The sequence below is a fragment of the Sphingomonas sp. G-3-2-10 genome (assembly GCF_012927115.1).
In the GTDB taxonomy this organism is placed as follows: domain Bacteria; phylum Pseudomonadota; class Alphaproteobacteria; order Sphingomonadales; family Sphingomonadaceae; genus Sphingomonas.
This window is the reverse complement of the sequence record NZ_JABBFY010000003.1, coordinates 1-20,331: the sequence shown is the minus strand read 5'-3', so window position 1 is coordinate 20,331 and position 20,331 is coordinate 1. Positions and strand designations below refer to the sequence as shown.

20 protein-coding genes and 1 tRNA gene are annotated in these 20,331 nt (G+C 65.8%); 4 read left to right on the top strand and 17 right to left on the bottom strand.

Going from position 1 to position 20,331, the window contains the following annotated elements:
- Window positions 1–225: 225 nt before the first annotated feature.
- From HHL13_RS20825 to mgrA, 6 genes are all read right to left on the bottom strand, one after another.
- Window positions 226–1,416 carry an alginate export family protein gene (locus HHL13_RS20825; RefSeq protein ID WP_169557907.1) on the bottom strand — a complete coding sequence of 397 codons (1,191 nt, stop codon included), beginning with the start codon at window positions 1,414–1,416 and terminating at the stop codon, window positions 226–228.
- Between the two features lie 55 nt (window positions 1,417–1,471).
- Entirely contained in the window at window positions 1,472–2,737 is a 1,266-nt protein-coding gene (locus HHL13_RS20820) for a nitrate/nitrite transporter (protein WP_169558161.1), read from the bottom strand.
- A gap of 219 nt (window positions 2,738–2,956) precedes the next feature.
- Window positions 2,957–4,174 (bottom strand): CmpA/NrtA family ABC transporter substrate-binding protein, encoded by a 1,218-nt coding sequence (locus HHL13_RS20815; RefSeq protein ID WP_169557906.1) that lies wholly within the window; start codon window positions 4,172–4,174, stop codon window positions 2,957–2,959.
- Window positions 4,171–4,752 carry an ANTAR domain-containing protein gene (locus HHL13_RS20810; protein WP_169557905.1) on the bottom strand — a complete coding sequence of 194 codons (582 nt, stop codon included), beginning with the start codon at window positions 4,750–4,752 and terminating at the stop codon, window positions 4,171–4,173. The genes HHL13_RS20815 and HHL13_RS20810 overlap by 4 nt, the downstream gene beginning before the upstream one ends.
- A 77-nt stretch (window positions 4,753–4,829) precedes the next feature.
- Complete coding sequence (locus tag HHL13_RS20805; protein ID WP_169557904.1) at window positions 4,830–5,297, bottom strand: GreA/GreB family elongation factor; 468 nt, start codon at window positions 5,295–5,297, stop codon at window positions 4,830–4,832.
- Window positions 5,294–6,349 (bottom strand): L-glyceraldehyde 3-phosphate reductase, encoded by a 1,056-nt coding sequence (gene mgrA / locus HHL13_RS20800; protein ID WP_169557903.1) that lies wholly within the window; start codon window positions 6,347–6,349, stop codon window positions 5,294–5,296. The genes HHL13_RS20805 and mgrA overlap by 4 nt, the downstream gene beginning before the upstream one ends.
- A 157-nt stretch (window positions 6,350–6,506) precedes the next feature.
- Here mgrA and HHL13_RS20795 point away from each other — a divergent pair, with 157 nt between their 5' ends.
- Complete coding sequence (locus HHL13_RS20795) at window positions 6,507–6,950, top strand: SRPBCC domain-containing protein (protein WP_169557902.1); 444 nt, start codon at window positions 6,507–6,509, stop codon at window positions 6,948–6,950.
- 41 nt (window positions 6,951–6,991) lie between these two features.
- Window positions 6,992–7,504: a CAP domain-containing protein gene (locus tag HHL13_RS20790; protein WP_169557901.1), complete on the top strand. Its 513-nt coding sequence runs from the start codon at window positions 6,992–6,994 to the stop codon at window positions 7,502–7,504.
- Here HHL13_RS20790 and HHL13_RS20785 read toward each other — a convergent pair.
- From HHL13_RS20785 to HHL13_RS20745, 9 genes are all read right to left on the bottom strand, one after another.
- Window positions 7,494–7,850: an iron-sulfur cluster assembly accessory protein gene (locus tag HHL13_RS20785; RefSeq protein ID WP_169557900.1), complete on the bottom strand. Its 357-nt coding sequence runs from the start codon at window positions 7,848–7,850 to the stop codon at window positions 7,494–7,496. The two genes, HHL13_RS20790 and HHL13_RS20785, sit on opposite strands and share 11 nt — an antisense overlap.
- Before the next feature lie 103 nt (window positions 7,851–7,953).
- The gene (locus tag HHL13_RS20780) at window positions 7,954–8,430 is read right to left on the bottom strand and encodes an SUF system Fe-S cluster assembly protein (RefSeq protein ID WP_169557899.1); all 477 of its coding nucleotides are present in this window, start codon (window positions 8,428–8,430) and stop codon (window positions 7,954–7,956) included.
- Complete coding sequence (locus HHL13_RS20775; RefSeq protein WP_169557898.1) at window positions 8,427–9,638, bottom strand: cysteine desulfurase; 1,212 nt, start codon at window positions 9,636–9,638, stop codon at window positions 8,427–8,429. The genes HHL13_RS20780 and HHL13_RS20775 overlap by 4 nt, the downstream gene beginning before the upstream one ends.
- A 166-nt stretch (window positions 9,639–9,804) precedes the next feature.
- Window positions 9,805–10,902, bottom strand: coding sequence for a SufD family Fe-S cluster assembly protein (locus HHL13_RS20770; protein ID WP_346775618.1), 1,098 nt, complete (start codon window positions 10,900–10,902; stop codon window positions 9,805–9,807).
- Window positions 10,899–11,642, bottom strand: a complete 744-nt coding sequence (gene sufC, locus HHL13_RS20765; protein WP_169557897.1) for a Fe-S cluster assembly ATPase SufC — start codon at window positions 11,640–11,642, stop codon at window positions 10,899–10,901. Before sufC ends, HHL13_RS20770 begins: the two co-directional genes overlap by 4 nt.
- Window positions 11,643–11,675: 33 nt before the next feature.
- Window positions 11,676–12,203, bottom strand: a complete 528-nt coding sequence (locus tag HHL13_RS20760; protein ID WP_169557896.1) for a hypothetical protein — start codon at window positions 12,201–12,203, stop codon at window positions 11,676–11,678.
- Complete coding sequence (gene sufB, locus HHL13_RS20755; RefSeq protein WP_169557895.1) at window positions 12,200–13,663, bottom strand: Fe-S cluster assembly protein SufB; 1,464 nt, start codon at window positions 13,661–13,663, stop codon at window positions 12,200–12,202. Before sufB ends, HHL13_RS20760 begins: the two co-directional genes overlap by 4 nt.
- A complete protein-coding gene (locus HHL13_RS20750; RefSeq protein WP_169557894.1) occupies window positions 13,663–14,082 on the bottom strand; it encodes an SUF system Fe-S cluster assembly regulator in 420 nt (139 codons plus the stop codon). The genes sufB and HHL13_RS20750 overlap by 1 nt, the downstream gene beginning before the upstream one ends.
- Window positions 14,083–14,182: 100 nt before the next feature.
- The gene (locus HHL13_RS20745; RefSeq protein ID WP_169557893.1) at window positions 14,183–15,034 is read right to left on the bottom strand and encodes a helix-turn-helix transcriptional regulator; all 852 of its coding nucleotides are present in this window, start codon (window positions 15,032–15,034) and stop codon (window positions 14,183–14,185) included.
- Window positions 15,035–15,326: 292 nt separating this feature from the next.
- Between HHL13_RS20745 and HHL13_RS20740 the strand changes: the two genes are divergently transcribed.
- Entirely contained in the window at window positions 15,327–16,319 is a 993-nt protein-coding gene (locus HHL13_RS20740; protein WP_169557892.1) for a quinone-dependent dihydroorotate dehydrogenase, read from the top strand.
- 120 nt (window positions 16,320–16,439) lie between these two features.
- Here the strand turns inward: HHL13_RS20740 and HHL13_RS20735 are convergent, their stop codons facing one another.
- Window positions 16,440–18,170: a gamma-glutamyltransferase family protein gene (locus HHL13_RS20735; protein ID WP_169557891.1), complete on the bottom strand. Its 1,731-nt coding sequence runs from the start codon at window positions 18,168–18,170 to the stop codon at window positions 16,440–16,442.
- 164 nt (window positions 18,171–18,334) lie between these two features.
- Here HHL13_RS20735 and HHL13_RS20730 point away from each other — a divergent pair, with 164 nt between their 5' ends.
- Entirely contained in the window at window positions 18,335–20,122 is a 1,788-nt protein-coding gene (locus tag HHL13_RS20730) for an AMP-dependent synthetase/ligase (RefSeq protein WP_169557890.1), read from the top strand.
- A 131-nt stretch (window positions 20,123–20,253) separates the two neighbouring features.
- Here HHL13_RS20730 and HHL13_RS20725 read toward each other — a convergent pair.
- Window positions 20,254–20,330 (bottom strand) — tRNA-Met (locus tag HHL13_RS20725).
- Between the last annotated feature and the right edge of the window lies 1 nt (window position 20,331).

Sequence of the window (20,331 nt, the reverse complement as noted above, 5' to 3'; positions counted from 1 at the left end):
CTGCTCCAAACGCGAAAAGGCCGCCATGCGGGTCACCTTCCGAAGAAGATGCCTGCATGGCGGCCTTGCCAATCACCCTGAACGGGAAGTCCCGTTCGATGCACCACCGGCTCCCGTCCCTGAGAGTGATGGCTATGTTCCGTTCGGACATCCTTGCCCGATGAGTCGCATGATGCTGAGTCGCGCCGCGCTGTTCAAGTGTTATTTTTGCACTGCAACATCAACTCAGAACGCCCAGTCGATCTGGAGCCAAGCCTTGCGCGTGTCGGTGGCGAACAGATCGGCGTCGTACTGCGCATAGCGCGCCGAGAAGGTGTAGCGGCCCAGTTTCATGCTCGCGAGCAGATCGATCTCGTCGCCATAGTGCCGAACGAGCCGGTCGCTTTCGAAGCGGTGGTAGCTTGCCTGAAGCGTGATGCCCGGCTTTCTCGCGGTGAAACCAATCGTCGCGTACAGGTCGCGCAGACCATCGGGCGGGGTAGTCAGGAACTTGTCGGCCCAGCCGTTGAACTTGAACAAGGTCCCCGTCGGCGTCTGGAACGAAGTGAGCGCGACGCCGCGATCGGCCCCCAGCACTTCATACCCGGCCGACAGCCGCACCGGCGCGATGTCGATGCTCCCCTCGGCGAGATAGTAGCTGGCAGCATAGCGGTTGGGATTGCGGTTCAGCTCCTGCTGTCGCGCATAGCTCAGCTGGTACCCCAACTTCGCCTTGCCGACCTTCTGCGTGCCAGAGATCCGCCCGCCATAGGTCTGGCTCGACAAGCGGAATCCCTGCACCGCGGCTTCGTCCTGATCGACCAGATAGGCGAAGCCGGTGACCGTCCCGATCGGCGAGGCATAGCTGAGATTGGCGAAGACATTGTCGCCCGATACCGCCTGCTGCCGCGCGCCGTTCCCTTCGACGCCCCAGATGGTCCGCACGCCCCAGGCGTAGCTGACGTCGGCCTTCAGCTTCGGCACCCCGGTCCATTCGACCCGCACCGCGTCGAACGTCTGCCCATTCTGGCGAAAGGCGACCGAACCGACGAACCGCTCGTCGTCCAGCGCGATCCGCTGGCGGCCGACGGTTACGGTCAGCGGCTTGCTGCGATACTGGAGCTGCGCACGATACAGCGCGACATTCTCCGGATCGCCGACCAGCGGCCGCGTCGCCGCGCCGTGCAGCCCGTCATAGTAGCGATCGACGATGGCCAGATTGCCCTGCGCTTCGGCCAGCACACTCAATTTGCCGCGCGTCGCGGAAACCCCGGCACGGACCCGCAACGTCACTGCGTCGCCATGATCCGCGATCCCCGTCTGATCGACCATTTCACCACGCAGCCGCGCTTCGATCAGTGGCTTGAGGACGATAGTCTGGGCACAAGCCGGCCCTGCGGCGGCCAGCGCGGCCACCGTTGCGATTGCGAATTTCATTGTAGCTCCCCTGTCGGGCGCGGACAGGGACGAAAGCCCGCCCGCGCCACCCTCGTCAGATGCGGACGCCTTCGGCGGCAGCCCAGCTGTTCCGCCACCGCGTCTTGACCAGTGCCAGGCCGGCGAAGGCCAGCAACGCCAGTCCGGAGAAGATGAGGAAACCCGGCTGATAGGTACCGGTGAACTGCTTCGCGATCCCCAGCGAGGAGGCCAGGTAGAAGCCGCCCACGCCCCCGGCCATGCCGACCAGCCCGGTCATAACGCCGATCTCGCTGGCAAAGCGCTGCGGCACCAGCTGGAACACCGCACCGTTGCCAGCGCCCAGCGCCAGCATCGCCATCACGAACAGACCCAGCGCGGTCGAAACGGTCGGCGCGCCGCTGACCCCGGCCAGCGCGAGCGCCGCCACTACGAACACTGCGCTCAGCGTCTTTACGCCGCCGATCGCATCGGCCAGCGCCCCGCCCATCGGCCGCACCAGCGACCCCGCGAACACGCAGCCGGCGGTGCAATATCCGGCCATCACCGTGCTCAGCCCGAACTGGTCGGTGAAATAGATGGTGAGCGAGGCGGCAAGGCCGACGAACCCGCCAAAGGTCACGGCATAGAAGCCCATGAACCACCACGCATCGGCGCGCTTGAGCGGCTCGAAATATTCGATCAGCCGCTTCGGCGCGGGCGCGTTGGGCGGATCCTTCGCCATCAGCATATAGGCGACGAACACGATCGACAGCGGTATGCAGGCAAGGCCCAGCACTGCGTTCCAGCCGAACAGCTTCGCCAGCGTCGGCGCGAAGAGCGCGGCCAACACCGTGCCCGAATTGCCCATCCCGGCCAGCCCCATCGCCTTGCCCTGATGCTCGGGCGGATACCAGCGGCTGGCCAGCGGCAGCGCGATCGCGAAGCTCGCCCCGGCAAAGCCCAGGATCACGCCCAACGCCAGCGTGCCGGCAAAGCTGTTGACCCCCATGCCCCAGGCGAAAAGCAGCCCCGCGATCACGATCACCTGGCTGATCGCGCCCGAACGCTTCGGCCCGATCCGGTCGACCAGCAGGCCGTTGACCACGCGCAGGATCGCTCCGGCCAGCGTCGGCGTAGCGACCATCAGGCCTTTCTCGGCGGCAGTCAGGTGAAGCGTCTTGGCGATCTCCGGCGCGAGCGGCCCGAGCAGGACCCATACCATGAAGGCCAGATCGAAATAGAGAAAGGCCGCGATCAGCGTCGGCGTATGCCCGCTGCTCCAGAAGGCCGATTTGGCTCGCACCGGCCGTGGCTCGATGTCGCAGCCGCCGCCCGCATAGGCGAAGCCCTCCTGCACCATTTCGGTAATCTTCATTTCGCCGCGCTCCCCAGTGCCACGCAGGCACGAAAAAAGCCGCCTCCGACCTGCCGCCCCCCGGGCGGTGATCGGACAGCGGCTTTGCTGTCGTCTGATGGAATGTCAGGCCTTCATCGGCCAAACCTTCCGGTGACGTCTCCCCGTCCCTGGGCGACCCCTAAAGGCTGACGCGAAGCGATTCTCTTCGCAAGTGCAAAATAATCAATCGTCCCGGCGGATTTCGAGCGCTCGCAAATAGGCCGGAATCGCTTCCGGATCGAAGGTCCGGCCATCGAAAAAGCGATCGGGGGCAAGGGTTAAGCTGCCCATATGGCTGCCCGCGCCAAGCGGTGTGCCGGTCGCGCCTTCCACCTTCATGCTAGCGCCGGGCATCGGGATTCCCTCCCCTGCAAGTGCACGGCGGTAAAGATCGGAGCGAAACACGTCAGCCGCCGCACGCTCCGATTCGGGGCTTGGATCGACCATCCCCCAGCGCAGGAACTGCGAGTAGATCCACAGTGCCTGACTGCGCCACGGAAAGTTCGCTGCACCGCGGTGAAAAACGAGGAAATCGGGAATATCGACCGGCTCCGCGCCTTGCCGCAGCGGCATCCGCCCGGCCAGCGCCTGCGCGATCAGCGCCCGGGATTGCCCGACATAGGCCGGACGCGACAGCAATTCGGCCAACGCCTCGCGGTTCGCCGGATCGTCGCACCATGCCGCCGACCGCGACAGCGCGCGGACCAGCCGGTCGAGCGCGTCCGGATTGGCTTCGGCCCAGTCGGCGCGGGTCGCCAGCACCTTTTCGACGCCGCGCTTCCAGATATTGACACCGACCGCGGCGATCTCGCCCAGCCCTTCGTTCACCGCGACGCTGCTCCACGGCTCGCCGGCGATAAAGCCGTCAATCTCGCCCGCGCGCAGCGCTTCGGTCATCAGCGAGGGCGGGAGGACGCGCAGCGTCACGTCGCGATCCGGGTTCACCCCGGCAAAGCCCAGCCAGTAACGCAACATCAGCGCATGGCTGGAAAAGCGATGGACGATGCCTATCACGGGCTTGCGGAAATGCAGCCCGATCGCTGCGGCGAAGTCGTGCGCAGTGGCGACGGGATCGTCGATCCGGTTGCGCGGCGCGGGATCGAGCGCGGCGGCAAACTCGGCGGACAAAGTCAGCGCATTGCCATTGTCGTTGAGCTTGAACGGCGCGGCGATCGCGCACGGCGTCTGGCTCAGCCCCAGCGTCACCGCCACCGCCAGCGGCGCGAGGAGATGCGCCGCCTGCACCTGCCCATAGACCAGCCGGTCGCGCACCGTCGCCCAGCTCGTGTCGCGCACCAGATTGAGCGCGATCCCCTCGGCCTCGGCAAAGCCCAGCTCGGCGGCGGCCACGATCGGGGCGCTGTCGGTCAGCGGCAGGAACGCGATCGACAGCGGAATCATGGCTTGCCTCCAAGCAAGGATGCGGCGGTGATCAGCGCCTCGGCGACATCGACGACGCGGCGGCCCTGATTCATCGCGGTGGTACGCAGCAGGGCATAGGCATCGGGCTCGCTCAGCCCGCGGCTCTCCATCAGGATCGCCTTGGCCCGGTCGATCGCCTTGCGCGATGCCAGTTCGGTGCGCGCTTCGTCGAGTTCGGCCTGAAGCTTGGAAAAGGCATGGAAGCGGCGGATCGCCAGATCGAGGATCGGCTTCACCCGGTCCTTGCGCAGCCCGTCCACGACATAGGCCGAGACCCCGGCATCGATCGCCGCGCCGATCATGTCGTCGTCGCTCTGATCGACGAACATCGCGATCGGCCGCGCCAGCGCCCGGCTGACCGCCAGCATTTCCTCAAGCGAATCCCGGCTGGGGTTGCCGAGGTTCATCAGCACCACATCGGGCGCCATCCGCTCCAGCCGCGCGACGAACGCGCCGGTCGGCGGCACCACTTCGATGTCGTCGAACCCCGCCTCGCGAAGCCCTTCTTCAAGGATCGTCGCGCGCAGTCCGCGTTCGTCGATGATCGCGATGCGCAAAGTCCGGGTCCCCACAACCTGCCCCGGCTATGCTGCGTCCGCGAAGACCCGGCAAGATAGAAGTGCTTCGCAGCCCCTCAGCCGGGAATGGCTTCGGTCGCGAGAATCTCGATCGCTTCGGCCTTTCCGTTGAAGTCGACAAGCTCCCCGGCCTCCGCCCCGATCAGGGCCTTCGCCAGCGGCGCCTGAAAAGCGATACGGTCCGCCGCCGGATCGGCTTCGTCATGCCCGACGATATCGATCACCCGCTCCCTGCCGGCCAGCCGGATGCGGACGCGCGAGCCGATCCCCACCACATCCTCCTCGGGCACCGGCGCGATTTCGGCGGTCGATTGCCGCGTATGCCAGTAACGCAGCTCGCGCTTCAGCAGTTCGCGCGCTTCCTCCACGGTCTCGGTTTCGATCGCCGCTTCGATCTCCACGACCTTCGCTGCGATCAGCGCAGGTCCGCGCGCCGTGACCATGTTCGGTCCGGCCGGCAGGGGCAGCTCGAACCGGGGTTCCTTATGCTCCTCGTCGCTTTCGCGGCGAAATGCGACGCTCATGGCAATGCTTCCAGCGTTGACGAGACCTTCCACAAATCGATCCCGCCTTCCCCGGCAAAACGATCGATCGCCGCCAATTCTTCATCGCTGAAGGCAAGATTCTTCACAGCATCGAGCGAATCGTCGAGCTGCTGCACGGTACGTGCGCCAACCAGCGCCGAAGTGACGCGCGGATCGCGCAGCACCCATGCGATCGCCATTTGCGCCAGCGTCTGCCCGCGCGTGGCGGCAATCTCGTTCAGTCCGCGGATCCGCGCCAGATTGTCGTCGGTCAGCAGCCGCTGGCCGAGCGATCCGCCCTTCGACGCGCGCGCATCTTCCGGCACGCCGCCGAGATATTTCGAGGTCAGCATCCCCTGCGCCAGCGGGGAAAAGGCAATGCACCCGGTACCGATCTCACCCAGCGTATCGAGCAGCCCATTCTCCACCCAGCGATTGAGCATCGAATAGCTCGGCTGGTGGATCAGCAGCGGCACCCGCTCCTCCGCCAGGATCGCGGCGGCGCGGCGGGTCAGTTCGGGCGAGTAGCTTGAGATGCCGACATACAGCGCCTTGCCCTGCCGGTGGATCTGCGCGAGCGCGCCCATCGTCTCTTCCAGCGGAGTCTTCGGATCGACGCGATGCGAATAGAAGATATCGACATAGTCGAGGCCCATCCGCTTCAGGCTCTGGTCGCACGACGCGATCAGATATTTCCGCGATCCGCCCACATCGCCATAGGGCCCCGGCCACATATCCCAGCCGGCCTTGGTCGAGATCACCAGTTCGTCGCGATGCGCGGCGAAGTCGGTCGCCAGCACGCGGCCGAAAGTCTCCTCGGCCGATCCGTAGGGCGGGCCGTAATTGTTCGCGAGGTCGAAATGGGTCACGCCGCGATCGAACGCGCGGCACAGCATGGCCCGCGCGGTCTCGAACACGTCGGTGCCCCCGAAATTCTGCCACAGCCCCAGCGAGATGGCTGGCAGGTCCAGCCCGCTCCGGCCACAGCGCCGATAGGGCATCCGCCCGTCATAGCGCTGCGGATCGGCGACGTAGCTGCTCGGGAACGGCATCGAAATTCTCCTCTTGCGTCCCCTCTGCCGCGCCCGCGCCAATTCCACAACGCCACCCGAACAGGGGTCTTGCTATTGCGCAGTTGCGAAGGAATAATGCTGCAATGCAACACGCGATAGACTCTCTTCCGATCCCCTCGCCAGACGGCCTCTCCTGATGCCCGTCGCGCCGCGGCTCACCCTGCTGCTGCGCCTCAAGGCTTCGCCCGAAACCATCTTCGCACTCTGGACCCGGCCGCATCATGTCCTGCGCTGGTGGGGCGGCAAGGGTGGCCGCGCCATGATGGCGCAACTGGATCCGCGCCCCGGCGGCCGGTTCTGGGTGCCGGTGCGCCCCGCGAGCGGCCCGGGGTACGATACTTATGGCGTCTATCACGACGTGATCGATGGCGAAGCGCTGATCGTCGACTGGGAAACCGAACGCACTCCGCCGTCGCGGCTGGTGGTCCAGTTGCTCCAGCTCGGCGAACTGACGGAGATCACCGTCACGCATCGCAACTTTCCCAGCGAAACCGCACGCGATGTCCAGCTCGCCCGCTGGCAGGACGCGCTCGCCGCGCTGGAGGCCTATGCCGCAACGGTCGGGCCCGAGGCGGATTGAACTTCTGGCCTTCGCCGCCCCGCCAATGTTAGCCTGCGCCGATGCGCAACTTCCTTCTCCCGCTCGCCGCGATGCTCATGCTTCCGGGCGCGGCGCCGTCGCAGTCGGGTTCGCTGCGCGATGCGATGCTGTCGGTCCATAATGGCGAGCGGCGCCAGCTTGGCGTTCCCCGCCTGAAATGGAACGAGGGCCTTGCCGCCGATGCCCGCACCCATGCCGAATGGATGGCGCGGACGGGGCGGTTCGAACATTCGACCGCGCGCAACAATCAGGGGGAAAATCTGTGGGCCGGTACGCGCGGCGGCTATGGCTTTGCCGAGATGGCGCAGGCCTGGCTCGACGAGAAACGCTATTATCGCGACGCGCCGTCACCCAATAACAGCACGACCGGCAAATGGTCGGACGTGGGTCACTACACCCAGATGGCCTGGTCCACCACCACCGACATCGGCTGCGCGGTCGCAAGCAGCGCGACGACCGACTATCTGGTCTGCCGCTATTCCCCGCCCGGCAATTATGTGGGGCAGAAGGCGTTTCAGCCGTTCACACCGTGAAGCTCTCGCCGCATCCGCATGCGCCCTTGGCGTTGGGATTGTTGAACACGAATCCCGCGGTGAAATCGTCTTCCACCCAGTCCATCGTCGATCCGACGAGGTAGAGCACCGACGCGCCATCGACGAAGAAGGTGCCGCCGGGCGTCTCGATCCGTTCGTCGAAGGGCTTGGCTTCGCTGACATAGTCGACCGAATAGGCCAGCCCCGAACAGCCGCGGCGCGGGGTCGAGAGCTTGACGCCGATCGCGTCCTCTGGCGCCTTCGCCATCAGATCGGCGATGCGCTGCTCCGCCGACGGGGTCAGATTCAGCGCTGCAGGACGGGCGCGGGTTTTGATCTCGGTCATGGTCGCTTCCTAAAATCCGGGCGAAACCCGGTTCGTCACGGGAGCCCTCCCGCTCCAACGACGCCTCTCAACTGGCCCCTCCCGTTCGCGGGAGGGGACGTTTTCACAACATGCCCAGTTCCAGCTTGGCCTCGTCGGTCATCTTGCTCGGGTCCCAGGCGGGATCCCACACCAGATTGACTTCGGCATGGCCGACGCCGGGCACCGATCCGACGCGAAGCTCGACTTCGCCCGGCATTGATTCCGCCACCGGACAATGCGGCGTGGTGAGCGTCATGTTGACGACTGCGTGCCCGTCATCGGTGACTTCGACGCTGTAAATCAGGCCAAGGTCATAGATGTTCACCGGAATTTCCGGATCGTAGATTTCCTTCAACGCCTCGACGATCGCCGCCTGCAGCGCACCGCCCTCGCCCCCGACCGGATCGGCCGCAGGCTTTTGCGAGAGGAAACCTTCGAGATAGTCGCGCTTACGCTCGAACGTCTCGCGGGGGGATGCGGAAGCATCCTCGACGCGCGCCTTGGCCGGAGCCTCGACCGACTCGACTTCCTCGACTTCAAATTTGGGTTGCTCGTTCACCCGAAAATCCTCGTTACGCGTTCGACGCCCTTCACCAGCGCCTCGATATCCTTTGGTCCGTTATAGACCGCGAAACTGGCCCGCGCCGTGGCGGGCACGCCCAGCGCATCCATCAGCGGCTGCGCGCAATGATGCCCGGCGCGGATCGCGACCTGCCCTTCGTCCAAGATGGTGGCGACATCGTGCGGATGCACCCCCTCCACCACGAAAGAGACGATGCCGGCGCTATCCTCGGGGCCATAAAGGCGGACGCTGTTGATCGACGACAGCGCCTCGCGCGCCATGCGAACCAGCGCGGCCTCGTGCGCATGAATGCGCTCCAGCCCGATCCCGTCGACATAGTCGCACGCGGCATGCAGCCCGAGCACCCCGACGATATGCGGCGTCCCCGCCTCGAACCGTCCCGGCGGCGGGGCGTAGGTCGTCTTCGCGAAAGTCACGCGGTCGATCATCGATCCGCCGCCCTGATAGGGGGGCATCGCGTCGAGCAGCTCATAGCGGCCCCACAGCACGCCGATTCCGGTGGGCCCGTAGAGCTTGTGGCCCGAGAAGACGTAGAAGTCGCAGCCGATCGCGGCGACGTCGACGGGCATGCGCGGCACGGCCTGGCAACCGTCGAGCAACAGCTTCGCGCCCACCGCATGCGCCAGGTCCGCCGCGCGCTTCGCATCGAGCGTCGCGCCGAGCACGTTGGAGACATGCGCCAGCGCGACCAGCTTGTGCCGCTCGGTCAGCATCGCTTCCATCGCATGAAGGTCGATCCGCTGATCGGCGGTCAGCGGGATCACGTCGATCTCCGCGCCCACCTTCTCCGCGACCATCTGCCACGGCACGATATTGCTGTGATGCTCGAGCGTGGAGAGCAGGATGCGGTCGCCCGCGTTCAGCTGCGATCCGGCCCAGCACTGCGCGACCAGATTGATCCCCTCGGTCGCGCCGCGGACGAAGATCGTTTCCTCGGGCTTGCCGCCGATGAACTTCGCGACGCGATTGCGCGCGGCCTCGAACGCGTAGGTCATGTCCGCCGAGCGCTGATAGACGCCGCGATGGACCGTGGCATAGGTCTCGCCATAGCCGCGATGGATCGCATCGATCACCGGACGCGGCTTCTGCGCGGTCGCGGCGGTATCGAGATAGGCCCAGCCTTCGGGGATCGCCGGGAAATCGGCGAGCAGGTCGAGCGGGCGGGTATCGAGCGCGATATTCATGCCAGTACCTCGCTCAGCCGGTTGACATGGTTGACACCAATATCGCGAAAAAACACTCCGCCCCGATCGGCCGCGAAAGACACGCATCGGCGGGCGCCGGCATCGAGTGGAACGGTCAGCATCGCTGCGACCCTTTCAGGCGAAATCCAATTAGGAAAGCGCAGGCTCACAGCGCCGCCTCCAACCATGCCTCGGCGTCCGCCGCGAAGGCCTCGCGCACCGTCTCGTCGCCGATCCGGTCGAGCGCATCGCCGACAAACGCGTGCGTCAGCAGCGCCTTGGCGCGGGGTTCCGGGATGCCGCGGCTTTCGAGATAGAAGAGCGCCCGCTTGTCGAGTTCGCCCACCGTCGCGCCATGCGCGCACTTCACGTCGTCGGCGAAAATCTCAAGCTCGGGCTTCAGATTCACCGTCGCGGTGCGCTTGAGCAGCAGGCCGCGCAGCGATTGCTCGCCATCAGTCTTCTGCGCATCGCGGCGGACCTGCGCACGCGACGCCATGCTGGCGGTGGACAGATCGGCTGCCACGGCGCGCCACACCTGCCGGCTCGTGCCTTCGGGCATCGCATGGTCGAGCACGGTCGCGGCATCGACATTCTCGTCGCCGCGCGTCAGCAGCGCGCCGCCCGCCTCGCCATAGGCGCCTTCGCCGCACAGCAGCACCTGCGCCTCGATCCGCGCGGTGCGGCATCCCGCCACCAGCGCGGTGCTGGTGAAGCTGGCCGCCTTGGCGACTTCCGCCGAAACATAATCGGTATGCGCACCGCCGCCCTTCAAAACGCGAACCGCACGCATCAGCCGCGCGCCTTCGGCCAGTTCGATCCAGAGGCTCGCATTGCTCCAGCCCGCGCCGACATGTGTTTCGACCAGCGAAGCGACCGCCCCGGACATCAGCACGATCTTATTCGAAAGATGCGCGACGCCGCCGGTGGTAGCGTGAATCACTTGAATCGGGCCGTCGAGCGCGGCTTCCGATTTGAGATACAGGACATAGCCCGCCTGCGCCTCGGCACTGGCCCGCCCGGTATAGGGATTGGCGCGCGTCATGATCGGCGCGGCAGAGACAGCCAGCGGCCCCGGTGCGCTCGCCTGCGCATCGAACGCGCCGTCGACGAACAGCAGACGCGGCCCCGCCACGTCTAGCCACAGATGGGCGACGTCGGGCGCAGCGCCGCGCGGCGACGCGGCGAGCGCATCGAGCGGTGCGGCGTCGAACCAGCGCCAGTCTTCCTTCACCGGCGCGTCGAGAACGAGGCCCTCGCTCACGCCGCCACCGCTCCGTAACCCTCGGCTTCCAGCTCCAGCGCCAGTTCCGGCCCGCCGGTCTTCACGATGCGGCCATCGGCCAGCACATGCACCACGTCCGGTTTCACATAATCGAGCAGGCGCTGATAATGGGTGATCAGCAGCACCGACTTGTCCGGCGCGCGCATGATCCGGTTGATGCCTTCGCCCACCGCCTTCAGCGCATCGATGTCGAGCCCGGAATCGGTCTCGTCGAGGATCGCGAACTTGGGATCGATGATCCCCATCTGCACCATCTCGTTGCGCTTCTTCTCGCCGCCGGAGAAGCCGACATTCACCGGCCGCTTGAGCATTTCCATGTCCATGCCCAGCGCTTCGGCCTGCGCCCGCGCGATCTTCAGGAACTCGCCGCCCGACAGCGGATTTTCGCCGCGCGCGCGGCGCTGCGAATTGAGCGCTTCGCGCAGGAACTGGACGTTGGAAATGCCCGGGATCTCGACCGGATACTGGAAGCCGAGGAACAGCCCCGCCGCCGCCCGCTCGTGCGCGCCGAGTTCGAGCAGGTCGATCCCGTCGAAATTCACCGAACCGCCGGTCACTTCATAGCCCGGCCGGCCGCCCAGCACATAGCCGAGCGTCGATTTGCCCGCGCCGTTCGGTCCCATGATTGCGTGCACCTCGCCCGCATTCACGGTGAGGGTCAGCCCCTTCAGGATGGCCTTGCCGTCGACTTCGGCGTGGAGGTTTTCGATTCTAAGCATTCAATCCAACTGTGTTTGCCGCGCGGGGGCGGTTCATTGATCCTGGCCGTTGCTCAGCCTGATGACGGGGCCGTCGGTCGGCGCCTTCGGCAATTCGGGCAGCTTCACCCGCTGCCGTTCGGTCTCACGGCTGGCCTCGCCGCCGGTAACCGGGCCGATCGCGGTGGGAGAAACCGGCGCCACCGGCTTCACCAGCGTCGGCATGGTGAAGGTCTGCAGCCCGCCTTCGGCCCTGGCGTCCGGCGCCGGCGCGGGGATGACGATCGCGGCCTGTTCCAGCGCGGTCAGCTCGACGCAATCGCTCACTTCGTCGCGCGTCTTTTCGTAGCAGACCGGCGTCGCCTTGCAGGCATCGGTGTCGCGCTTCTGGCTGCCGCTGGAGACCATGATCCGGCAGTTGCGCAGCTTCCCGTCAGCGGTCTTGTCGAACAGCATCGTCGTGTGGCCGAAGGTGGCGCGCACGACGATTTCCTCGACCGGTTCGTCCTCCACGCCACCGGCATCCTGCGCCCAGGCAGCGCCGGGCAGGAGAAGGGAAACGGCCAGAGCCAGCGCCCTCACCCCACGCTCCCCTCGAGCGAGATCCCCAGCAGCTTCTGCGCTTCCACCGCGAATTCCATCGGGAGCTGCTGCAGCACTTCCTTGGCGAAGCCGTTGACGATCAGCGCCACGGCGGCTTCCTGATCCAGCCCGCGCTGCATCGCGTAGAATAGCTGGTCCTCGCTGATCTTCGAGGTGGTCGCCTCATGCTCGATCTGGGCCGAAGGATTGCGCACTTCGATATAGGGCACGGTATGCGCGCCGCACTGGTCGCCAAGCAACAGGCTGTCGCACTGGGTGAAGTTGCGGACATTCTCCGCGGTCGGCCCGACGCGGACAAGGCCGCGATAGGTGTTGTCGCTGCGGCCCGCGCTGATCCCCTTCGACACGATGGTCGAGCGGCTGTTCTTGCCCAGATGGATCATCTTGGTGCCGGTATCGGCCTGCTGGCGATTGTTGGTCACCGCCACCGAATAGAATTCGCCGACGCTATTCTCGCCCGCCAGCACGCAGCTGGGGTATTTCCAGGTAATCGCGGAGCCGGTCTCGACCTGCGTCCACGAAACCTTGCTGTTCTTCCCCTGACACAGCGCGCGCTTGGTGACGAAGTTGTAGATGCCGCCCTTGCCGTCCTCGTCGCCGGGATACCAGTTCTGGACGGTCGAATATTTGATCTCGGCATCGTCCAGCGCGACCAGCTCGACCACCGCGGCATGCAGCTGGTTCTCGTCGCGCATCGGCGCGGTGCAGCCTTCGAGGTACGAGACATAGGCGCCCTTGTCGGCGACGATCAGCGTCCGTTCGAACTGGCCGGTATTCTCGGCATTGATGCGGAAATAGGTGCTCAGCTCCATCGGGCAGCGCACGCCCTCCGGGATATAGACGAAGGTCCCGTCGCTGAAGACCGCGCAGTTGAGCGCCGCGAAGTAATTGTCATGCTGCGGCACGACCTTGCCGAGCCACTTCTTCACCAGATCGGGATATTCGCGGATCGCCTCGCTGATCGAGCGGAAGATGACGCCCGCGGCTTCAAGCTCGGCGCGGAACGTGGTGGCGACGCTCACGCTGTCGAACACCGCGTCCACCGCGATCTTGCGGCTGCCCTCGACGCCGGCGAGCACCTTCTGCTCCTCGATCGGAATGCCCAGCTTTTCGTACACCCGAAGGATCTCGGGATCGACTTCGTCGAGCGAGCCCAGCTTCGGCTTGGCCTTGGGCTCGGCGTAGTAATAGGCGTCCTGGTAATCGATCGGCGGCACGTTGAGCTTCGCCCAGTCCGGCGGCGTCATCGTCAGCCACAGGCGATACGCCTTCAGGCGCCATTCCAGCATCCATTCCGGCTCGTTCTTCTTGGCCGAGATGAAGCGGACGGTGTCTTCGGACAGGCCCTTGGGCGCGAACTCCTGCTCGATGTCCGAGCTGAAGCCCCATTCGTATTTCTTGTTCGCGGCGGCGAGCGCCTCGGCGTTCTTGGTGGCCATCAGGCGATTTCCGGCTGCGTAGAGAGGGAAGCGAGCGTCACGCCCGCAAGCGCGCCGCGAACGGCGCCGTTGACGTTGGTCCAGTGCGGCTTCACGCGGCAGCTCTGCTCGATACAGCAATCCTGCTTGCCGCCATCCGAGCATGAGGTGAGCGCGATCGGGCCTTCGATCGCTTCGACGATATCGGCCAGGCTGATCGCGGCGGGCGGCCGGGCAAGGCGGAAGCCGCCGCCGGTGCCGCGCGTGCTTTCGATCAGGCCCGCGCGCGACAAATGGCTGACCAGCTTCTGCACCGTCGGCAGCGGCAGCCCGGTCTCGTCGGCCAGCAGCGTCGCATTCAGCCGCCCGCTGACGCCGCAATGGCGTGCGGCGGCGGATAGCATCACGACGGCATAGTCGGTCTGGGCAGACAAACGCATGCGGGTTCCGTTGGCCTCCGCGCAACAGCGCTACGGCTTGTTGCGAACAATTCTCAAATCGGAACAAATCGTTCCGATTGGCCATGTGGTCGCTCTCGCCCTATCCGTCAACCGATTCCGGGATCACATCCGGCAGGAAATGAAACGTCTCATTGTCCAGCGTCACCGCCAGCACCGGATCGATCCCCGCCTTCAGCGTGGTCGGGGTGTGGCCGGTGAAATGCTTGATCTCCTTGATCATGTGCGGCTGGTCGGCGAACGGCTCGGCCGCCTCGCGCGGATCGACGCCCTGATAGATCTGCATCGCGGCACGGATCGCGCGGAACTTGCGCTCCAGATGCTTGGGCGGTCCGCCGAAATATTCGTTGCACAGCCGGGTCGCCTGGCGCGGCCCCATCGGCACCAGCCGGTACAGCGCATCGATCCCCGGCTCGCCCGAGGCCGCCCATTCGCGCACGGCACGGGCCAGCGCGAGATGCGCCGGCGGCACCTTGCGGCGGCGCGCGAGCAGGAACGGTTCGACCGCGGCGATCATCTCGTCCAGCCGCGTCAGGCCGCGCAGCGTCTCCAGGATCGCCAGCGCCTCCGGCCCGAACACGTCAGCACCGTTCAGGATCGAATCCGCCACTTCATGCGCGGGCAGCCCGATCAGCGCCTTCCATCCGATCGCGCGCAACGACACGCCGAAACAGTGGAACGGTCCGTCGACATGATAGGAGGCCGCGCCCGTGCCCGCGCCATTGACCATCACCGGCAGCGACGGCTCCGAATGGCCATCGGGAAAGGTCAGTACGCCTTCGCCCTTCAGCATGAAGCGGATCTGCCCCATGTCGACGCGCTCGACACCGTCGATCGACGCCGCGTCGTAGCGGAACAGATAGAAGGATTCGACGAAGGGCATCAGCGCCCCTGTCGGCTGATAGAATTCGATGTCCGGCCCCGCCGCGCTCATGGCGCGATCTGTTCGGCCGGTCGCGCTGCGCCCCGCATATGAACCCCCACACGCAGGTGCCAGCCTGCTCAATTTGGGTATGACTGAGGGCCGCCCCGAAGAAAAGAGGCCCGGCCAGCAAGCCGGCCGGGCCTTAGAAGAAAGGATCCCCCCGTTCAGCGGGACCCTCGGGTCGCATTCATGTCCTACGCGTTTCCCCGGAGGCTCGTCTTGGACGAATTCGACATTCCATCAGAAACCTCGCGGAAATGGGGCTTTGACGGGCGAAGCACGCAGTGCGAAGGGCGAGGCGATGCCGCTGAAACCGCACCAGATCCTCTTCGCGCTCGACCCAGAACGCGCTCATCGCACTAGCATAAAGGCGCTGCGCGTCGCCGGTGCGCTGGGAATAAATTTTCATTCCAATATGGTGCGATCCGCGTCTGTTACCCTCGCGGGGCTGGTTTTCCCCAATCGGGTGGGCCTCGCGGCAGGCATGGACAAGGACGCGGAGGCGATCGCCGGCCTGTTCGGACTCGGCTTCGGATCGGTCGAAGTCGGCACGCTGACTCCCCGTCCCCAGCCCGGCAACCTCAGGCCGCGCCTGTTCCGGTTGACCGAGGACGAAGCGGTGATCAACCGCATGGGCTTCAACAATAAAGGGATCGACGCAGCGCTGGCGCGTATCGCGAAGCTGGGCACGCGGCACGGCATCCTCGGCATCAATGTCGGCGCGAACAAGGATAGCGACGATCGCGTCGCCGATTATGCGCTCGGCGTCGGCAAGGCCGCGCCGCGGGCCGATTACGTCACGATCAACGTCAGCTCGCCCAACACGCCGGGCCTGCGCGATCTCCAGTCGCGTCCCGCGCTGGACGAGTTGCTCGCGGCATCGGACGTTGCGCGCCACTTGGCCGACGGCACCCGCCGCCCGCTGTTCCTGAAGGTCGCGCCCGATCTCGACCGCGCGGGTCTGGAAGGCGCGATTGCAGCCGCGATCGACAATCATGTCGATGCGCTGATCGTCAGCAACACCACCATCTCCCGCCCCCCGCTCGCTTCGCGCTTTGCCGGGGAAGCGGGCGGTCTATCGGGCGCCCCGCTGCGCGAATTGTCGCGCGCCAAACTGATCGAAGCGCGCGAGATCGCCGGCGACGCGCTCCCGCTTATTTCCGCGGGCGGCATCGACAGCGGCGACGAAGCAAAGCGCCGCATCGATGCCGGCGCCACGCTGGTGCAGGTCTATAGCGCGCTGGTGTTCAAGGGACCAAGGCTGGTGCGGGAGATTGTGGCGGCACTAGGTTAACCTCGATTCCGTTCGCCCTGAGCTTGTCGAGGGGCAGTCCTCCTTCTCTCTTGGACGGGCAGGAGGAGAGCTGTGCTTCGACACGCTCAGCACGAACGGAAAAAAGGATGGCGCAGTCCCTTAGCGCACCGTCTCGGCAATCGCCCTGCCCTCGCGCCGCGGATCATAGCCGCCGTCGAAACGCCCGTTCCGCCAGATCATGCCGTGCAGCCCCGAATCCTCGCCCTGCCCCGGCAGCAGCCGAATGCCTCGCGCCTGCAGCGCTTCGAGGATCGCGGGCGGGAACTTGGTCACCTCACCATTGAAGCCATTCCCGCGCGCGACCAGGTTGGGCAGCGCGAGTGCGTCCTGCATCGGCAAATTCCAGTCGATCGCGCCGACCAGCGACTTGGCGACATAGGGCAGGATCGCATTGCCGCCCGCCGACCCCAGCGCCCCCGCAAAGCGCCCGTCGGCGCCGATCAGCACCAAAGGCGTCATCGACGAACGCGGTCGCTTGCCCGGCGCGACGGCATTGGCCGCAAGCCGCCCTTCGGCGTCGCGCGGCTGCATCGCGAAATCGGTCATCTGGTTGTTCAGGAAAAATCCGTCGACCATCCGGCCCGATCCGAAGATCGATTCCACCGTGGTCGTCATCGACACGACATTGCCCTGCGCGTCGCCGACGATGAAGTGCGACGTTCCCGCGGGCTCGCGCGTCGTGTCGTTCGCGGCCACCATCGCACCGGCGGGGCTGCCCGCCACCGGCGCCGGGCCGGCGGTCTCGCCGATCAGCTTCGTGCGCTCGGCCACATAGGCCGGATCGAGCATCCCCGCGACCGGCACGGTCACGAACGCCGGATCGCCGACATAGCGGTCGCGGTCGGCATACATGATCCGGCTCGCCTCCGCGAAGAGGAACCATGCCTGGGGGTCGTTCGGCCCGCGCGACGCGATGTCGGTGCGCTCGAGGATCGCCATCAGCTGGAGCAGGCCTACCCCGCTCGACGGGGGCGGCGGCACGCACACCAGATAGACGCGGTACGGCCCGCACAGCGCCTCGCGTTTCACGGGCCGATAGGCGGCCAGATCGGCCAGCGTCATCGATCCGCCCAGCGGCGCGGCCCGGGTACGCGCCACGATCCGCTCGGCAGTCGGCCCCTTGTAGAGCGCGCTCACGCCTTCATTGGCGAGCCGCTTCACGAACGCGGCATAGGCCGGGTTGGACAGCCGGTCGCCCGCCTTCATCAGCGTGCCGTCGGCCTTGGTGAAATAGGCGCGAACATCGGGCGCGCCATTTTCCGGGAAGTTCGCGCCGATCATCCGGGCAAGCCGCGGGCTGACGATAAAGCCCTCGCGCGCGGTGCGCTCGACATCGCCGAACAGGCTGTTCCATTTCAGCTTGCCATGCGCGTCATGCGCCACGCCCAGCATCCGCACCGCGCCCGGGACGCCGGTAGCGCGGCCGCTCAGTACCGCCTGCCCGAACGGCAGCGCCTTGCCGTCGGCGCCAAGGAACATGCCCTCGCTCGCCCCCGCCGGCGCGGTCTCGCGGCCGTCATAGATGACCACCTTGCCGCTGCGCGCATCGAAATAGGTCATGAAGGCGCCGCCGCCCACGCCCGAGCTTTGCGGCTCGACCAGCGACAGCATCGCCTGCACCGCGATCGACGCGTCCACCGCGCTCCCGCCCCGGCGCAGCACGGCAAGCCCCGCCTCGGTCGCCAGCGGATTGGCCGAAACCACGAAGAATTGCGCATCCTTGCGCGCCTCGGTCGCAGCCGCAGCCGGCGCCGCGCGGTCCTGCACCGTCGCGCAGGACGCCAGCGACAGGGCCGCAAACCCGGCCAGGACGTGTCGCATCACCTTCATACAAGCTCCCAAATACGCAACAGGGCATGGCCGTGCGTCCGCGATAGCCAAGCTGTCCCTCACCGTCCACGCCCGCCGGGCATTGCGGCCCCGCAAAGGCAACCCTAGGATCACGTAACGGAACCCCGATGCCGACAGAGCGAAGGGGAAGGAAGAGGAATAGCATGAGCCGCAAGCTCGAACGGTTCGACAATCTCGTTTCGATGTTCTTCACCCGCGCCGCGGAAAAGGGCGATGCCCCCTTCCTGTGGACCAAGAGCGGCGGCGAGTGGCAGCCGACCAGCTGGGCCGAGGCCGCGCGGCAAGTGGCGAGCCTCGCCACCGCCTTGCAGAAAATGGGCCTGAAGCGCGGCGACCGGGTGATGCTGGTCAGCGAGAACCGCCCCGAATTCTGCATCAGCGATCTCGCGATCATGGCCGCGGGCTGCATCACCGTGCCGACCTACACGACCAATACCGAGCGCGATCACCAGCACATCATCGAGAATTCGGGCGCCTGCGCGATCATCGTCTCGACGACCAAACTGGCCAAGGTGCTGCTCCCGGCGGCGCTGCGCGCCTCCTCGGCGCGGATCGTGATCGGGATCGACGATGTTCGCGCCGGCCAGCCCGGCAGCATGGACTTCCACGATTTCCGCGCGCTGATCGCCGAGAATGCCGTCGACCCGCAGGAATTCGCGAAGAACGTGACCTTCAAGCGCGAGGACACGGCCTGCATCATCTACACCAGCGGCACCGGCGGCGCGCCGCGCGGGGTGATGCAGCATCACGGCGCGATCCTCCACAATGTCGAGGGTTGCTGCGCCGTCATCTCGGAGGATTTCGGCTGGGACGACGAAGTGTTCCTCAGCTTCCTGCCGCTCAGCCATGCCTATGAGCATACCGGCGGCCAGTTCTTCCCGATCGGGCTGGGCGCGCAAATCTATTATTCCGAAGGGCTCGAGAAGCTCGCCTCGAACATCGAGGAAGTCCGCCCGACGCTGATGGTCGTGGTGCCGCGCCTCTTCGAAGTGCTGCGCACCCGCATCGTCAAACAGGTGGAAAAGCAGGGCAAGCTCGCCAACTTCCTGCTCGATCGCGCGATGGCGATCGGCGGCCGCCGCGCCACGGGCAGCTATGCGCTGGGCGACGGCACGATGAGCCTGGTCCTCAACGCCACGATCAAACCCAAGCTGGCGAAGAAGTTCGGCGGGCGAATCAAGGCGATGGTCTCGGGCGGCGCACCGCTCAATCCTGAAGTCGGCATCTTCTTCCAGTCGCTCGGGCTGACCTTCCTGCAAGGCTATGGCCAGACCGAGAGCGCCCCGGTGATCTCGTGCAACCGCCCCCGCGCGGGTCTCAAGATGGACACGGTCGGCCCGCCGCTGGAGGGTGTCGAAGTGAAGATCGCTCCCGATGGCGAGATCCTCGTGCGCGGCGAATTGGTGATGCACGGCTATTGGCGCAACGACGAGGAGACGGCACGTGTCCTGAAAGACGGCTGGCTCCACACCGGCGACATCGGCATCATCGACGAACGCGGCCGGATCAAGATCACCGATCGCAAGAAGGACATCATCGTCAATGACAAGGGCGACAATGTCGCGCCGCAAAAGGTGGAGGGCATGCTGACTCTCCAGAGCGAGATCGTCCAGGCCATGATCGCGGGCGACAAGCGGCCGTACATGACCGCGGTGATCGTGCCCGATCCCGAATGGACCCAGGAATGGTGCGCGAAGAACGCCGAGAAGTGCGACTTCAAGTCGCTGGCGCACAATCCGGATTACAAGGCTGCGCTGGGCGCGGCGGTCGAGCGAGTGAACAAGGACCTCTCGGTGATCGAGCGCATCCGCAAGTTCATCATCGCCGACGGCCCGTTCACGATCGAGAACGAGCAGCTGACGCCGAGCCTGAAGATCCGCCGCCATGTGCTCAAGCAGGTCTATGGCGAGCGGCTCGACGCGCTGTACTGAGCGGCAAACAGCCAGAATGCAAAAGGGCCGCGGATCATCGAGATCCGCGGCCCTTTTCGTAAGATTGGCGCTATGCAGCGCACATAAAAATCCCCGCGTCGGTTATGGGGGGTTTGTTGCGATTGTGGTGTTGGTTGCGGGAGTAGGATTTGAACCTACGACCTTCAGGTTATGAGCCTGACGAGCTACCGGGCTGCTCCATCCCGCGG

Excerpts from the sequence above, each read along its gene's own strand:
- HHL13_RS20750 (WP_169557894.1), bottom strand. The coding sequence starts at position 14,082 with ATGCGTTTGTCTGCCCAGACCGACTATGCCGTCGTGATGCTATCCGCC.
- sufC (WP_169557897.1), bottom strand. The coding sequence starts at position 11,642 with ATGCTTAGAATCGAAAACCTCCACGCCGAAGTCGACGGCAAGGCCATC.
- HHL13_RS20730 (WP_169557890.1), top strand. The coding sequence starts at position 18,335 with ATGAGCCGCAAGCTCGAACGGTTCGACAATCTCGTTTCGATGTTCTTC.
- mgrA (WP_169557903.1), bottom strand. The coding sequence starts at position 6,349 with ATGCCGTTCCCGAGCAGCTACGTCGCCGATCCGCAGCGCTATGACGGG.
- HHL13_RS20745 (WP_169557893.1), bottom strand. The coding sequence starts at position 15,034 with ATGAGCGCGGCGGGGCCGGACATCGAATTCTATCAGCCGACAGGGGCG.
- HHL13_RS20815 (WP_169557906.1), bottom strand. The coding sequence starts at position 4,174 with ATGATTCCGCTGTCGATCGCGTTCCTGCCGCTGACCGACAGCGCCCCG.
- HHL13_RS20820 (WP_169558161.1), bottom strand. The coding sequence starts at position 2,737 with ATGGTGCAGGAGGGCTTCGCCTATGCGGGCGGCGGCTGCGACATCGAG.
- sufB (WP_169557895.1), bottom strand. The coding sequence starts at position 13,663 with ATGGCCACCAAGAACGCCGAGGCGCTCGCCGCCGCGAACAAGAAATAC.
- HHL13_RS20825 (WP_169557907.1), bottom strand. The coding sequence starts at position 1,416 with ATGAAATTCGCAATCGCAACGGTGGCCGCGCTGGCCGCCGCAGGGCCG.
- HHL13_RS20805 (WP_169557904.1), bottom strand. The coding sequence starts at position 5,297 with ATGAGCGTCGCATTTCGCCGCGAAAGCGACGAGGAGCATAAGGAACCC.
- HHL13_RS20775 (WP_169557898.1), bottom strand. The coding sequence starts at position 9,638 with ATGAATATCGCGCTCGATACCCGCCCGCTCGACCTGCTCGCCGATTTC.
- HHL13_RS20740 (WP_169557892.1), top strand. The coding sequence starts at position 15,327 with ATGCCGCTGAAACCGCACCAGATCCTCTTCGCGCTCGACCCAGAACGC.
- HHL13_RS20795 (WP_169557902.1), top strand. The coding sequence starts at position 6,507 with ATGCCCGTCGCGCCGCGGCTCACCCTGCTGCTGCGCCTCAAGGCTTCG.
- HHL13_RS20790 (WP_169557901.1), top strand. The coding sequence starts at position 6,992 with ATGCGCAACTTCCTTCTCCCGCTCGCCGCGATGCTCATGCTTCCGGGC.
- HHL13_RS20785 (WP_169557900.1), bottom strand. The coding sequence starts at position 7,850 with ATGACCGAGATCAAAACCCGCGCCCGTCCTGCAGCGCTGAATCTGACC.
- HHL13_RS20735 (WP_169557891.1), bottom strand. The coding sequence starts at position 18,170 with ATGAAGGTGATGCGACACGTCCTGGCCGGGTTTGCGGCCCTGTCGCTG.